Here is a 14,485-nt window from a genome sequence, read left to right as displayed (position 1 = left end):
AAGCGTAGAGCCTGTCACTCAGCCACGTTCGCCCGTAAGCCACTGCAACTGGACTTCATGCTGACCACGATCGTCGGTCACGAAAATCGTGCCTTCACTGATCATGACGTCCCATTTGATGACGCGGGGCATGTCCTTGGCCAGCACTTCGAGAATCTCTTGCGGCACTGAAGCGATATTGACGTTCTTCAGGTTCTTGACCGCCGGGATGACCTTGCCTTCCCAGACACGCAGACTACCGTAAGCCAGGAGGCTGGTGCGTTCAGTACGACGCGAGCACCAGGTCAGGCGATCGGCGTCAGGCTGCCCGACTTCAATCCAGTGCAACACGCGGTCGTCCAGGCTTTTTTCCCAGAGTGCGGGCTCGTCGACTTCCGACAACCCACGACCGAACGACAGATGCTCGTTGTACCAGAAGGCATAGGCAAGCAGACGCACTGTCATGCGTTCTTCGGTTTCCGAAGGGTGACGGGCGATGGTCTGTTTGACACTCTCGTAAACCCCACGATCCAGGTCGGTGAGGTTCAGTTCGAATTTGTAGGTCGTGGACGGCTGGGCCATGAACGGGCTTCTAGATGCGAGGAAAGGCGGCAAGTCTACCCGATGCAGCCCCATTGAACGACCAAAGCCGGCCGATCAGCTGACGGCAAGTACCGATGGACACTTGTGGCGGACCTGCAACGCGGCGAATCACTGGAAATCCAGGCCACTGTCATGCACATTGGTTCAATTGGTGCTAATTGGTTTCAAGGCTTTGATATTCAATCAAAAAAAACGATATCCTCGGCGGCATTGCTGGCATTGTTGCTGAATATGTCTGTTTCAAACGCTGATCACCCCAGCGTCTTTTTTACCGTCCTATACTCAGCCATTTCTCGGGGAAGACATTCGCGAATGCCTTATTGCAGCGCGCCGCCCGCCAGGTCTTGCATGGCTTCTTTACTGGCCTTGCTGACGCTGTGTGCCTTGCCCTCCAGCAGTCAGGGGAAAGAAACGTTGATCTGGCTGCTGCGCGACATGCCACCAGTGACGATTTTCTCCGGTCCGCAACAGGGTCAGGGCGCTATCGACAGGCTGCTGCCACTGCTGATTGCCCGAATGCCGGAATACGAGCACCTGCTGATGCGCGTGAATCGTGCCAGAGGCATGCAGATGCTTGTCGATAAGTCGTCGTTTACCTGTGATCCAATGCTGCTCTGGACTGCCGAACGGGCGAAAAACCTGCTGTTTTCGATCCCGACTTATGCAGTACGCAGCAATGGTCTGGTGGTGCGTCAGGACGATATGGACAGCTTCAAGCCGTTCCTGTCCGAGAACCAGATCGATCTGGAGGCGCTGCTCAAGAGCCGGACGATCAAGCTCGGCGTGGTTGCCGAACGGAGCTACGGACCGGTCATCGACCGAATCCTGCGTGACACTCCAGCAAATGAACTCAATCTGCATTACGGCAATGACGCCATCGGCAGCTTGCTGCAAATGGAACGCCTGGGCCGCTTGCAAGCCTTGATCAGCTATTGGCCCGAAGCGCTTTATCAGGCTCGCCAACAAGGCATTGTCGAGGAAGAGCTGACATTCCTGCCGGTCAAGGGCACGCCTAAATATCAATTTACCCATGTCGGATGCTCGAACTCCCCCCAAGGCCAGCAGGCGATGGAGATCATCAATCGGGAGATGCGGGTGCTGCGCAAAACCAGCTTGATCGGGCTGTACGCGCAGTGGCTGCCTGACGGCCAGCGTGAAGAGTATCTGCAGGATGCCAAGGCATTCTTTGAGGATGAGCAGCGGTAAATGCCAGCGGGCGGCAAGAATGTGCCGGCCCTGAAAAAAAGAAACCCCGAGCAGCGGGGAGACTACTCGGGGTAAACCGTGGTCCATAGGGACCAGTACGGCAGGCATCAATCACCGGAGCACAATGTTTGAACCTGCCGTAATTAATCAGAGCGTACGGCCACCATAAGGTTCCCGAACCGGTTAAACAAAAACGGGCGACGAGATAAACGGGCGACTCAACGCCGCATGACGCATTGCAGCAATCACAGAAGGCTCTATTCGCCCTTCGGCAACCATCAGATCACGGCGCAAACCGTCGACCACGTCCGTCAACTGGCGTTTGTCGCCCAGTTGCGCTGCGCTGAAAACACGCTTGATCACCACAGCTCCAGACGCATCCTTGAGCGAGACCAAACGCTCACCCTGAGGTCCGGCCGGCCCAATGTGGGCTTGGTAAGGGGCCAGAGCCTGACTTAGCAGTAAGCTGATATTTTCCATCTAGATCACCACTCAACAGTTTGAATGCAAAGGTGCTTATCAATGACCATCGGCGTCATCAGAAAGTTCTTATTGCTTGACCAGAGGGTGCAACTAACCGAGCACTTGAGCATGCCAGCTGAATGTGACAGAGAAAAAACCGGCCCGGCACGAGCGATTTTATTCGCGATGAGCCGGTACATCCGGCAGAGATTCAGCGCCTGAAACACTGCTTCGCGAATGAATTCGCTCCTACAGAGGGCTCTCGGGCAAGTCGGAACGCGGGCCGATCGCCTCAGGGGAGAATGCTTGCTGCGCGATAGCGCCAGGCCGCCGCAAACAAACTGTAGGAAATTTCGCGGAGAATCACGACCTGTTCCTACGCAGACTTCTCCCGCCATGGAGCCGCAGCATGTCCAATCCTGATATCTAATCGAGATAAGGACCGCGCAACCTGCCGCCGCTCATGGGGATGCGCCCCGATATGCAATCAATTGGAATGAACATTGTGAGCGCTTACGCCGAGAAATCCTTGCGCATCATCCTGGCCGACGACCATCCCATATTTCTCATCGGTTTGCGGGTGGTGCTGGAGCAGAACAATTGCGCGAAAGTCATCGCCCAGGCCAGCAATCCGGATGAGCTGCTGGAGATCCTTCGGCGGGTTGAAGCTGATGTGCTGGTGACGGACTTCATGATGCCCGACGAACACCACAACGACGGCTTGCGGCTGTTGCAGAAAATCCGCCGGGACTTTCCGACGCTGCCCATCGTCGTGGTCACCATGCTCAACAACGCCGCGTTGTTTCGAGCGATTCTCGATTTGAAAGTCCAGGGGCTGTTAAGCAAAGCCAGTGTCGCTGGCGAACTTCCTGCAGCCATCGCCAACGTGCGTCGCAAACATCTGTATATCGCCGACTCCGTGCGCCAGATCATGCTGGATGCCGCCGACCATGACCTGAACGGGACCGTAAGACCGCTGTCACCGCGTGAGCTGGAAGTCATAAGGCTGCTCGCAGCGGGAATGACAATCGGAGGAATCGCCATGCAACTGAATCGCAGCAAGCAAACCGTAAGTGCGCAAAAAATCAACGCGATGCGCAAACTGGGGTTGGCAAACGAGGCCGCGCTGTTCATTTACCTGCAGGAGAATGGCCTCGGCTGAGCCCGCTTTGCGGCCCGAGCTGGCTGGCTTCCAGGCCCGTGCGCTCTGTAATCCACGGCAGCACATCACGCACTAACAACGGCCGGGAGATGAAATACCCTTGCAGGGATGCGCCGCCCAGCGCCATCACCGAATAGAAGTCATCCATTGACTCGACCCCCTCAAACACCACGTCCAGTGACATCCTCCGTGCGATGAGCATTGCACCAGCAACCACGGCACTCTTGCGCGAGTCGTCTGCCATGTCGCGCACAAATTCAGCAGGCACCTTGAGCTCGGTGAAAGGCAGTTGCAGCAGCCGCTCAAGGTTCGACGCGCCGGTACCAAAATCATCGATGGACAGCTTGCAGCCATGCATACGCAAGCGCAGCAGGCCTTCCACTTGCCAGGTCGAAGGTTCGGGAGCGGCCTGCTCGACGATCTCCAGGGTAAGGATCTGCGCGGGTAATCCGAAGTGCACCAGCCGGGCGAGTACCTGTTCAGCAAAATCGGGCAGTTCAAGCATTTGCGGCGTGATATTGACCGCCACCGGCAACGCCTCGCCCTGCTCGCACAACATATCGGCAGACAGCTTCAGCGCCAGACCAAGCACCCGCCAGGTCAACGGCACCATCAACCCCGCGCCTTCCAGGGCGGGCATGAAGCGGTCGGGGGTCAATAATCCGTACTCCGGATGCTGCCAGCGCACCAAGGCTTCCACGCCGAGTACTTCGCCAGACAAGCTGACCTTGGGTTGATAACAGGCGACCCATTGCTCGGACAACACCGACAAATCAATTGCCCCGTGCTGTGCCGCCGGGTACAACTCCTGGAAGGTCAGGGCGGAACGTGGCGTCGGCAAGGGCTCATCGCAAGCATCCGGCAGCGCATCGTAGGCCTCCAGCAGCTCGCCGATGGCGACTGTCGACGCCGGTTTTTGCAGACAGCCCAACACTGCGATGCCCTGCTGCCGAGCCAGCTGCGCAACGCTTTCCTGAACGCTGGGCTCGGTGCTGCTGAGGATGATCACGGCGCGCGCCTGACCGCTCAGCGCCAGATGACGAATCAGTTCCAGACCATCAGGCCCTTCCATCATCAGATCGCAGATTGCGATGTCTACCCCGCCGCGTTTGTTCAACGACTGCCGCGCCTGAGCAACGCTGGGGGCGGTCAGCACATCGAAAATCTGATTGGCGTTGAGCATTTGATGCAACGCCATCAGCTGGAAAGGGTTGTCTTCTAGTATCAATACGGTAAGTGAACGCACGATCGGTTTCCTGACTCCAGGCCGCCTGGCCGAATGCCCTGTACTTTAACCAGTCACTTCTCTGTGCCCTATAGGACATGTCCTAAAACGGGGGCTGATCCAGCTGCAAAATGATGTCGGCTCGCAAGCGAACCATGGACCGTTGCAGGATTGGCCAGTGTTCATCCAGGGCGGCTTCCGACTCATTGCGCGCATGTTCGTCAACGCCAGCGCAGGCCCTGGCCAGCTCGACAGCATCAACCAGACAGGCCGCGCCCTTCAAACGGTGCGTGATGGCGCTCAAGGCCTTCCAGTCGTGCCGTTCGACAGCCTGCTGAATAAAACCCTGTTCTTGATCCAGGTTTCTCCAGAGTTCGGCAAGCATGCGCTGCATTTGCTCATGGTTGGCCTGGGTCAAACGTCTTAGCGCGTCCATATCGAAGCTCAGTGGCGGCGCATGGGCTGCGAGGAGCTGAGCCAGACGCTCAAGCGAAACAGGTTTCACGATGACCGAATCCATACCTGCAGCCATGCAACGTTGTTCCTCTCCCACCAAAGCGTTGGCGGTACAGCCGATGATCGGGCAACGTTGTCGTTGCTCCTGGCTTTCCAACAGCCGAATTGTCTCGGCTAGCTGATAACCGGTCATTCCGGGCATATTGCAATCGGTGAGCAGCAGATCAAACGCCTCCTCACGCCACAGTTCCAGAGCTGGCCCTCCCCCTTCAACCGCCACGACCTGATGGCCGAGAAATTCCAGTTGTTGAGTCAATACCAGACGATTCGCGGAAAGATCATCGACGACCAACAGACGCAGGCGGCGTACCGCCGGCGTCTGAATCGGCGTTGAGATCAAAGTCGCGGGCACTTCAGGGCCACGCTTGATCGGGACGTCAACGATAATTTCAGTGCCGCCTTGTCCCACCTCGCTGGATAGGCTGATCTTTCCGCCCATCAACTCGACCAGTTGTTTACAGATACTCAGCCCCAACCCTGTTCCGCCATAAGTCCCGGCGATCTCTTCGCTACCCTGGACGAATGGCTGGAACAACTCCCTTTGCTGCTCGGGGCTGATTCCAACACCGGAGTCACGAACGCTGATGTGCAATTGCACCGACTCAGCGTCATGGGACGTGGCGTCGATGCCCAGAACCACGGAGCCCCGGTCGGTAAATTTCAAGGCGTTCGCCAGCAGATTATGCAGAACCTGACGCAAACGCAGCGGGTCCAGCTGATAAAAACCCTGGGCTCCTTCGGCGAAATCCAGAGACAGGTCCAGGCCTTTTTCGGCGGCCTGGGCCTCGAACAGCTGAACGATGCCTGCCATGAATGGCTGCAAAGGCACCAGAGCCAGGTTCAACTGCAGACCACCCGCTTCGATTTTTGCCAGATCGAGGCTTTCGCCGATCAGTTCGACCAGCTCCGTTGCCGACCGAAAGGCCGTTTCCAGGCCTTGGGATGGCACCTGGCCAAGGCGCAGCGCTTTTTCCCGCTCCAGCTCCAGCAAGCCGATGATCGCCCCCATCGGCGTGCGAATTTCGTGACTCATGCTGGCCAGAAACGCGCTCTTGGCCTCGCTGGCCCGATCCGCCTGCTGCCGGGCTTCCTGTAACCGGGATTCCAGCAGTTTACGGTCGGAAATATCGATCCACCCACCCAGCAGACCTTGCAGCTGACCGTCGGCACGGAAAAACGGCACGGTCCATTGCCGGGCATCAATCCGTTTGTCGAACAGCTGCATGCTGCGGTCTACAAACACCGGTTTGCGTGTTTCCAGCAACGTCAGGTAATCAGCATGCAGTTGCTGCGCGCTTTCATGGGGAATCACGTCGACGTCAATCAAGCGCCGCCCGTTCATCTGCTCGAAACTGACCCCGAAACTTTCTTCGTAGCTGCTGTTGCAGGAAACCAGGCGCCCCATGAGATCACGAACATAAATCGGGTTGGGTATACCGTTGAGCAGCGCATGCTTGAACGCGAGCTGATCGTTGAGCGCTTCTTCGGCTTTCTGGCGCTGGCGAATCTGAACCTTCAGGCGGCTGCTCCAGATCAGCGAAACCATGCCGATGAGCAACGCCAGAACCAGGACCCAGTAAACCCAGGCCGGAATCCGATTCCAGATGGAAGGCTGCGGGACCACCGCACCGAGCCATTTCATGCGGATGGCGCGCATTTCAGGTACCGGAAACTCCTCAAGGGCCTTGTTCAGAATACTCAGCAACTCGGGCTGGGCCTTGATTACAGAAAATCGGTCCGGCGACCATCGGCCATCGACGCTGCGCCCGACCTTGAGCGTGTCAGGCAGATTCAGGTGAGCGCCCGCTTCATTCTGCAGAGTGGCATCGGCCTGACCTTTGGCGACCTGCTGACGCGCCTCTTCGTAATTCGCCACCTGGCGCAACCTGACGTCGGGATACTCGCGCCGGATGACTTCTTCCAGCGCATGCCGGGCGGGCAATGCTAGCGTGCGCCCCGTCAGATCCTTCAGGGAAACAGGCGACTCGCTGTCTGCCCGCACCACGAACACCCAACTGTTGCCACCAAAGGCATAGGTGAAATCGAGGATTTTCCTGCGTTCGTTATTCTCCGCCAGGGTGGTGTTCATGTCGGCGTGAGCGCTTTGCAGCAGGTTCAAGGTCGCCCGGGTTGAAGCGACTTCCGTATGCACGAATTGCAGGCCGGTCAGACGCGAAATTCTCGCCAGGATATCGATATTCAAGCCGACCCACTGGCCGTTCGTGTCTTTGTAGATATAGGGCGGATGCTGACTGGTGGCCACCGTGACATTGGGATGTTTGACGATCCATTTTCTTTCGGCATTGCTCAGCGTTATACGCTGGCCGTTCACATCAGACCCCAGGCCCAGCGTCCAACGACCGAGAATTTCACGGTTAAGCGCCGCACCGAGACTGACCAGCGCTTCATTGATCAGCGATAACAGCTGTTTCTGGTCGTCGCGAACCGCAAACGCGAACCCCATCGGCGGCAGCGCGCTCTCGAACTTGATCTGGAAATCCAGATACGGATGCAAGGCGATATAGGAACGCGCGATCACTTCGTTGCCAATGAAGGCATCAGCTTCACCGTGACTCAAAGCTTCCAGGGCACTGAACAGGTTCGGAGCAAGAATGATCTCGCTGTCGGGATACGTCGTATGCACGACATGGTCATCGGCATAGCCGTCCAGCAATACGATCTTTTTTCCGGCCAGCTTGGCAGGCAGCGCCGTGTCGGAGCCGCGACCGATGACGAACGAGCGGTCCGGCATATAGTCGCTTGAATAGGCCAACCCGCTTAGTCCACGCTCGTAGCCGTTGGCGCTGGTCAGGATATCAATCGTCCCGTTGCGCAATGCAACAACGGCCTCGTGCCTTTTGGCAAAACCCACAACCTCAATCGTCGTACCCAGCTTGCTGCCAATCAGGCTCAGGTAATCGGCACTGATTCCCTGGTAGCGGTTGTGGTCGCTGGTGATGTCGATGGGTTCATAGTCAGCAATGGAAATACCGACGCGCAATTTCTTGCGCTGCTGCAGCCATTGGCGATCCGGAATACTGAGCGCCAAGGGCTCAAGCACCACGAAAGGAGCCACAAGATTGAACGGCAGGCTTTGGGCGGCGAAGGCCCATTGACTGAGCAGCAGCAATATCGACAAGAGCACCGCGTGCAATACGCGCCTGTTCGCTGCATGGCCGGGTGCCTTTAAAGCACGCGCAATGTTTGCTTCTTTCACTAAAACTGACTCATCCGCAAGATTCTAAACACCCAAAGTTTGGCATGCGGAAATGAGAAGGCCCGCCGGGTGGCGGGCCTAAAGTTGTTACACAACGATACCGTTACAACGGTTTGCCGCGATTGCCATGCTGGCTGACGAAGGCCTGTATGGCTTTGAGGTCATTCGGCAGAACGGTGCAGCGTTCGTCACGCTCGAATAAATCAGACAAATGTGCAGGTAGCTCAAGCGCTTTTCCTACGCCCGCCTTCTCCACTGCCTCAGGAAACTTGACCGGATGGGCCGTGCCGAGGATCACCATCGGGGTATCCAGGCTGCGACGACAGGCGCGTGCCGCCTTGACGCCAATGGCGGTGTGCGGATCCAGCACCTCACCCGTTTGCGCAAACACCTCGGCGATGGTTTCGCAGGTCTGCTCGTCACTGACGGCCAGGGAGTCGAACAGCTTGCGGGTTTCGGTCCAGCGCTCGTCTTCGACGCTGAAACCGCCACCTTGCTTGAACGTATCCATCAGGCCGGCAATGGCCGCGCCGTTGCGACCGTGCATGTCGAACAGCAGACGCTCGAAGTTCGACGAGACCATGATGTCCATCGAAGGCGACAACGTGGCGTGCAGGGTTTCCTTGACGTACTGATTGCCGCTCATGAAGCGGTGCAGGATGTCGTTGCGGTTGGTGGCGACGATCAGCTGATTGATCGGCAGCCCCATGTTGCGGGCCAGGTAACCGGCGAAGATGTCACCGAAGTTGCCGGTCGGCACCGAGAACGACACCGAACGCGCCGGGCCCCCCAGCTGCAGGGCCGCGTGGAAGTAGTAAACGATCTGGGCCATGATCCGCGCCCAGTTGATCGAGTTGACCGCGACCAGACGCGTGCCCTTGAGGAAAGCCTGATCAGCGAAGCTATTCTTGACCATTTCCTGGCAGTCGTCGAAGTTGCCTTCGACGGCGATGTTGTGGATGTTGTCGCCGAAGATGGTGGTCATCTGCCGACGCTGCACGTCCGAAACCCGGTTGTTGGGGTGCAGGATAAAGATATCGACGTTGTCGCAGCGACGACAGCCTTCAATTGCCGCCGAACCGGTATCGCCAGAGGTTGCGCCCAGAATCACGACGCGCTCGCCACGCTTGGCCAACACGTAGTCGAGCAGACGACCCAGCAGTTGCAGAGCGAAGTCCTTGAACGCCAGGGTCGGGCCGTGAAACAGCTCCAGTACCCATTCGTTGCCGTTCAACTGACGCAGCGGCGCCACCGAACTGTGGGCAAACACGCCGTAGGTTTCTTCGAGGATCTTCTTGAAATCCGCATCCGGGATGCTGCCGGTCACGAATGGGCGCATCACACGGAAAGCCAGTTCGTGATAAGGCAGCCCGGCCCAGGAAGCGATTTCTTCCTGAGTGAAACGCGGCAGGTTTTCCGGCACATACAGGCCGCCATCGCTGGCCAGGCCAGTGAGCAGCACGTCTTCGAAATTCAGAGCTGGCGCTTGGCCGCGGGTACTGATGTAACGCATAAAATCAAACCTTCGGTTTGAGCTGCAAGCCTCAAGGCTCAAGCTGCAAGTAAAACCAATCGGCTCAGGCTTGCAGCTTGTCGCGTGAAGCTTGTCGCTGACTGTTAATTAAGATGTTCGACCCGGATCCGGACTACCGGACCAACCACATCCTGCAACGCTTCCAATGCCTGGATGGCGTCATTCATGCGCTGCTCAATCACGCGATGGGTCAACAGAATCATCGGCACCAGGCCGTCATGTTCTTCGACTTCCTTCTGCATGATGGATTCGATGTTGATGCCGCGCTCCGACAGAATGCTCGCCACTTGCGCCAGCACGCCCGGATGATCCTTGGCCTGGATTCGCAGGTAGTACGCGCTTTCGCAGGCTTCGATCGGCAGGATCGGATGCGCGGAAAGCGAGTCCGGCTGGAAGGCCAGGTGCGGTACGCGATTCTCAGGGTCGGAAGTCATGGCGCGCACGACGTCCACCAGGTCAGCGATCACCGACGAAGCCGTAGGCTCCATGCCGGCACCGGCGCCGTAGAACAGGGTAGAACCCGCAGCGTCGCCATTGACCATCACCGCGTTCATCACGCCATTGACGTTGGCGATCAATCGATCGGCCGGGATCAGCGTCGGGTGAACACGCAACTCGATGCCAGCGGCAGTGCTGCGCGCAACGCCCAGGTGCTTGATGCGATAGCCCAGCGCTTCGGCGTAATTCACGTCAGCAGTGGTCAGCTTGGTGATGCCTTCGGTGTAGGCCTTGTCGAACTGCAGCGGGATACCGAACGCAATGGAAGCCAGAATGGTCAGCTTGTGCGCGGCATCGATGCCTTCGACGTCGAAGGTCGGATCGGCTTCGGCATAACCCAGCGCCTGAGCTTCGGCCAGGACGTCCGGGAACGTACGACCTTTTTCACGCATTTCAGTGAGGATGAAGTTGCCCGTGCCGTTGATGATCCCGGCCACCCAATTGATACGGTTTGCCGACAGCCCTTCACGGATTGCCTTGATTACCGGAATACCGCCCGCCACTGCCGCTTCGAACGCGACGATGACGCCCTTCTCGCGCGCCTTGGCGAAAATTTCGTTACCGTGCACGGCAATCAGCGCCTTGTTGGCAGTGACGACGTGCTTGCCATTTTCAATGGCTTTGAGGACCAGGTCACGGGCTATGGTATAGCCGCCGATCAGCTCGATGACGATATCGATTTCAGGGTTGGTTGCCACCGCGAATACATCGCTGGTGGTCGGGGTACCGGTAATCTGGCAGTTGGGGTTCGGCGTACGCATGGCAATTTGTGCCACCTCGATTCCACGCCCGGCGCGGCGGGCAATCTCCTCGGCGTTACGCTGAAGTACGTTGAAGGTACCGCCACCGACAGTACCTAGCCCACAGATGCCTACTTTGACCGGTTTCACTATGAACTCCCCGTAAAACGGCCAACTCGAGGCTGGCCGTGGAAAACAGCCGCACGTCACCATGCGGCTCTCAATTTAACGGGACGACGCTGACAGCTGTCGTCCCACGGTCTTCAAGGAAACCTTGATGACGCTGGATTATTCTGCGCCGAGCGCCAGTTTGGCCACTTGCGCCGCAGGCTGGTAGCCCGGGATCAGTTGACCGTCAGCCAGGACGATGGCCGGTGTGCCGTTGACACCGATCGACTGGCCCATTTCGAATTGCTTGGTCACAGGGTTGGCGCATTTAGGCGCCTGGATGTTCTTGCCATCGACCATGCGGTCCATGGCGCCCTTGCGATCCTTGGAGCACCAGACTGCCTGCAGTTGCTCATCGCCGGGCGAACCCAGGCCCTGACGCGGGAAAGCAACATAGCGGACTTCGATACCCATCTTGTTCAGCTGCGGCACTTCGGCGTGCAGCTTGTGGCAATACGGGCACGTGGTGTCAGTAAATACGGTGATGTGTGATTTGGTTTCGCCAATGGCCGGGTAGATCACCATTTCAGCGGTCGGGATGCCATTAATGGTTTTGGAAATTGCCAGACGCTCGGTTTTCTCAGTCAGGTTGACCGGTTTGCCGTCCTGGATCTGGAACAGGTAACCCTGCATGACGAACTGCCCGTCGCCACTGGCATACAGCACGCGGCCGCCCTTGAGCTTGACTTCGTAAAGGCCGTTCAGCGGGCTGGCCGCAATGCTTTCGACTGGCAATTCCAGCTTGAGTGAATCCAGCGTCTTGCGAATGGCTTGTTCGGCGGGCGCATCAGCCTGAGCGAACAGGCTGAAGGTACTGGCCAGCGCAATGACTGCGGCGGCGAAAATCTGAATCACGCGCATGAAAACTCCTCGGGCGGTGGGCAAATGGGCCGCGCTGAAAACAGCGGGTGCCAGCATCCATTTGCGAAACCGGCAAAGACTATCACATAAGCCCTGCAACACCGACCCGGACCGACGCCGGATATCGGGCAATTCCTGCCATTGATGCCTTCAGCCGCGCGGGTGATGCTTGGCGTGCATGTCCTGCAATCGGGCACGGGCGACATGGGTGTAAATCTGCGTGGTCGACAGATCACTGTGGCCCAACAGCATTTGCACCACGCGCAGGTCTGCGCCGTGGTTGAGCAAATGGGTCGCGAATGCGTGGCGCAAGGTATGTGGCGACAGTGACTTGCCGATACCGGCCACCACAGCCTGATGCTTGATGCGATGCCAGAACGTCTGGCGTGTCATCTGCTCGCCCCGCAGACTGGGGAACAACACATCGCTGGGACGCCCGGCCAGCAGCTCATCGCGAGCACCGCGCATGTAGCGCTCGATCCAGACGATAGCCTCTTCACCCATGGGCACCAGCCGCTCCTTGCTGCCTTTGCCCATGACCCGTAATACGCCCTGGCGCAGGTTGACTTGCTCCAGCGTGAGGCTGATCAATTCGGTAACCCGCAGACCGCAGGCGTACAGGACTTCAAGCATCGCGCGATCCCGCTGGCCAATAGCCTCGCTCAGATCGGGAGCCGCCAACAAGGCTTCGACATCGGCTTCGGACAGCGACTTGGGCAGGGGCCTGCCCAGTTGCGGCATATCGATTTGCAACGTCGGGTCAATCTGGATCAGCTTCTCGCGCAGCAAATAGCGATAGAAACCGCGCACACCGGAAAGAAAACGCGCCGTCGAACGCGGTTTGTAGGCCTGATCCACGCGCCAGGCCAGATGATCAAGAATGGCTTCGCGCCCGACACTGATCAGATCCACGCCCCGCTCTTCAAGCCAGCCGTTGAACAAGGCCAGGTCGCTGCGATAAGCGTCGCGGGTATTGTCCGACAGCCCCTTCTCCAGCCACAGGGCGTCGAGAAAACGGTCAATCAGCGGATGGTCGATTGCAGGCATAGGTGATGGACGCTTGTGCTGTTTCGCGAAAGACCGCTATTGAACACGGACAATAAAATCCCGGACACAAAAAAGCAGCCCGAAGGCTGCTTTTTTTTGCATCGGATTGCTGGACTTAAGCCAGTTTTTCCTTGATGCGAGCTGCTTTACCGGACAGGTCACGCAGGTAGTACAGTTTGGCTTTGCGAACGTCACCGCGACGTTTCACAGCCAGGCTGTCGATTTGCGGGCTGTAAGTCTGGAAAGTACGCTCAACGCCAACACCGTTGGAGATTTTACGAACAGTGAAAGCACTGTTCACGCCACGGTTACGCTTGGCAATTACTACGCCCTCGAACGCTTGCAGACGCGCACGGTCGCCTTCCTTCACTTTCACCTGAACGACAACAGTGTCGCCCGGGGCAAAGGTAGGGATCTCTTTCGTCATCTGCTCTGCTTCGAGTGCAAGAATGATTTTGTTAGTCATGCTGTGCTCCTAAGGTGATCCATCTGGATCGACCATCGATACGTTAACTATCGTCCCGCTCGCGGATGTATTCCGCCAGCAGCTTCTTCTCTTCTCCAGAAAGCGAGCGGCTTTCCAGAAGATCGGCGCGTCGTTCATAGGTCCGCCCAAGGGACTGCTGTAAACGCCAACGCCGGATATGTGCGTGATTGCCACTAAGCAACACGTCGGGAACACGCTGATCCACATACACCTCCGGTCGGGTGTAATGCGGGCAATCCAGCAGACCATCCGTGAAGGAATCTTCCTCCGCGGAGTCCGCATGCCCTAAAGCTCCAGGCAGCAGCCGCGTAACCGCGTCGATCAGCACCATTGCCGGCAGCTCGCCGCCAGACAGTACATAGTCACCAATCGACCACTCTTCATCGACATGAGCTTCAATGAAACGCTCGTCAATGCCTTCATAACGACCGGCGATGAGGATAATCGCTTCCTCCCGTGCCAGTTCGCGTACAGCAGACTGATTCAGTTGGCGGCCTTGTGGCGACAGGTAAATTACCTTCGCCGCTTCCCCTGCCGCTTGCCTGGCCTGAACCAGAGCATCTTCAAGGGGCTTGATCTTCATCACCATGCCCGGACCACCGCCAAATGGGCGATCATCCACAGTGTGATGTCGATCCGTGGTGTAGTCCCGCGGATTCCAACAAGTGAGCTGCAACAGCCCTTGTTTCACCGCTCGGCTGGTTATGCCGTATTCGCTGATGGCGGAAAACATCTCGGGGAACAGACTGATCACTTCTATGCGCAGGCTAGCCATGGCGC

General features: G+C 57.7%; 11 protein-coding genes and 1 pseudogene. 2 read left to right on the top strand and 10 right to left on the bottom strand.

What is annotated here, in order from left to right; all coding sequences use genetic code 11:
* Positions 1–18: 18 nt before the first annotated feature.
* Positions 19–561 (bottom strand): YaeQ family protein, encoded by a 543-nt coding sequence (locus AFK24_RS19315; RefSeq protein WP_065834754.1) that lies wholly within the window; start codon positions 559–561, stop codon positions 19–21.
* A 381-nt stretch (positions 562–942) separates the two neighbouring features.
* Between AFK24_RS19315 and AFK24_RS19310 the strand changes: the two genes are divergently transcribed.
* Positions 943–1,788 carry a TIGR02285 family protein gene (locus AFK24_RS19310; protein ID WP_170826368.1) on the top strand — a complete coding sequence of 282 codons (846 nt, stop codon included), beginning with the start codon at positions 943–945 and terminating at the stop codon, positions 1,786–1,788.
* Positions 1,789–1,971: 183 nt separating this feature from the next.
* Here AFK24_RS19310 and AFK24_RS19305 read toward each other — a convergent pair whose 3' ends face one another.
* On the bottom strand, positions 1,972–2,268 hold the full coding sequence (locus AFK24_RS19305; protein ID WP_065834752.1) for a DUF3509 domain-containing protein: 297 nt from the start codon (positions 2,266–2,268) through the stop codon (positions 1,972–1,974).
* A 487-nt stretch (positions 2,269–2,755) separates the two neighbouring features.
* Here AFK24_RS19305 and AFK24_RS19300 point away from each other — a divergent pair, with 487 nt between their 5' ends.
* Positions 2,756–3,412 (top strand): response regulator, encoded by a 657-nt coding sequence (locus AFK24_RS19300; RefSeq protein ID WP_065834916.1) that lies wholly within the window; start codon positions 2,756–2,758, stop codon positions 3,410–3,412.
* On the opposite strand, the pseudogene AFK24_RS19295 reads toward AFK24_RS19300, so the two are convergent.
* The 8 genes and pseudogenes from AFK24_RS19295 to trmD all read right to left on the bottom strand — a co-directional run bounded on the left by AFK24_RS19295 (position 3,385) and on the right by trmD (position 14,480).
* Positions 3,385–4,658 (bottom strand): annotated as a pseudogene (locus AFK24_RS19295) (EAL domain-containing response regulator). The gene AFK24_RS19300 and the pseudogene AFK24_RS19295 sit on opposite strands and share 28 nt — an antisense overlap.
* 82 nt (positions 4,659–4,740) lie before the next feature.
* Entirely contained in the window at positions 4,741–8,298 is a 3,558-nt protein-coding gene (locus AFK24_RS19290; protein ID WP_240500417.1) for a transporter substrate-binding domain-containing protein, read from the bottom strand.
* Positions 8,299–8,473: 175 nt separating this feature from the next.
* Positions 8,474–9,883, bottom strand: a complete 1,410-nt coding sequence (gene thrC / locus AFK24_RS19285) for a threonine synthase (protein WP_065834750.1) — start codon at positions 9,881–9,883, stop codon at positions 8,474–8,476.
* Between the two features lie 104 nt (positions 9,884–9,987).
* Entirely contained in the window at positions 9,988–11,292 is a 1,305-nt protein-coding gene (locus AFK24_RS19280; protein WP_065834914.1) for a homoserine dehydrogenase, read from the bottom strand.
* A gap of 138 nt (positions 11,293–11,430) precedes the next feature.
* On the bottom strand, positions 11,431–12,171 hold the full coding sequence (locus AFK24_RS19275; RefSeq protein ID WP_065834749.1) for a thioredoxin fold domain-containing protein: 741 nt from the start codon (positions 12,169–12,171) through the stop codon (positions 11,431–11,433).
* A 150-nt stretch (positions 12,172–12,321) separates the two neighbouring features.
* Complete coding sequence (gene xerD, locus AFK24_RS19270; RefSeq protein ID WP_065834748.1) at positions 12,322–13,218, bottom strand: site-specific tyrosine recombinase XerD; 897 nt, start codon at positions 13,216–13,218, stop codon at positions 12,322–12,324.
* Between the two features lie 115 nt (positions 13,219–13,333).
* Positions 13,334–13,684, bottom strand: a complete 351-nt coding sequence (gene rplS, locus AFK24_RS19265; protein ID WP_020289544.1) for a 50S ribosomal protein L19 — start codon at positions 13,682–13,684, stop codon at positions 13,334–13,336.
* 43 nt (positions 13,685–13,727) lie between these two features.
* Positions 13,728–14,480 (bottom strand): tRNA (guanosine(37)-N1)-methyltransferase TrmD, encoded by a 753-nt coding sequence (trmD, locus tag AFK24_RS19260; protein WP_065834747.1) that lies wholly within the window; start codon positions 14,478–14,480, stop codon positions 13,728–13,730.
* Positions 14,481–14,485: the final 5 nt, after the last annotated feature.

Origin of the sequence: Pseudomonas syringae, assembly GCF_001698815.1 — a bacterium.
GTDB classification, from domain to species: domain Bacteria; phylum Pseudomonadota; class Gammaproteobacteria; order Pseudomonadales; family Pseudomonadaceae; genus Aquipseudomonas; species Aquipseudomonas syringae_A.
The sequence above is the reverse complement of the archived record's forward strand: the minus strand, read 5'-3'. Positions and strand labels throughout refer to the sequence as shown.

Excerpts from the sequence above, each read along its gene's own strand:
- AFK24_RS19315 (WP_065834754.1), bottom strand. The coding sequence starts at position 561 with ATGGCCCAGCCGTCCACGACCTACAAATTCGAACTGAACCTCACCGAC.
- AFK24_RS19305 (WP_065834752.1), bottom strand. The coding sequence starts at position 2,268 with ATGGAAAATATCAGCTTACTGCTAAGTCAGGCTCTGGCCCCTTACCAA.
- thrC (WP_065834750.1), bottom strand. The coding sequence starts at position 9,883 with ATGCGTTACATCAGTACCCGCGGCCAAGCGCCAGCTCTGAATTTCGAA.
- AFK24_RS19275 (WP_065834749.1), bottom strand. The coding sequence starts at position 12,171 with ATGCGCGTGATTCAGATTTTCGCCGCCGCAGTCATTGCGCTGGCCAGT.
- xerD (WP_065834748.1), bottom strand. The coding sequence starts at position 13,218 with ATGCCTGCAATCGACCATCCGCTGATTGACCGTTTTCTCGACGCCCTG.
- rplS (WP_020289544.1), bottom strand. The coding sequence starts at position 13,684 with ATGACTAACAAAATCATTCTTGCACTCGAAGCAGAGCAGATGACGAAA.
- trmD (WP_065834747.1), bottom strand. The coding sequence starts at position 14,480 with ATGGCTAGCCTGCGCATAGAAGTGATCAGTCTGTTCCCCGAGATGTTT.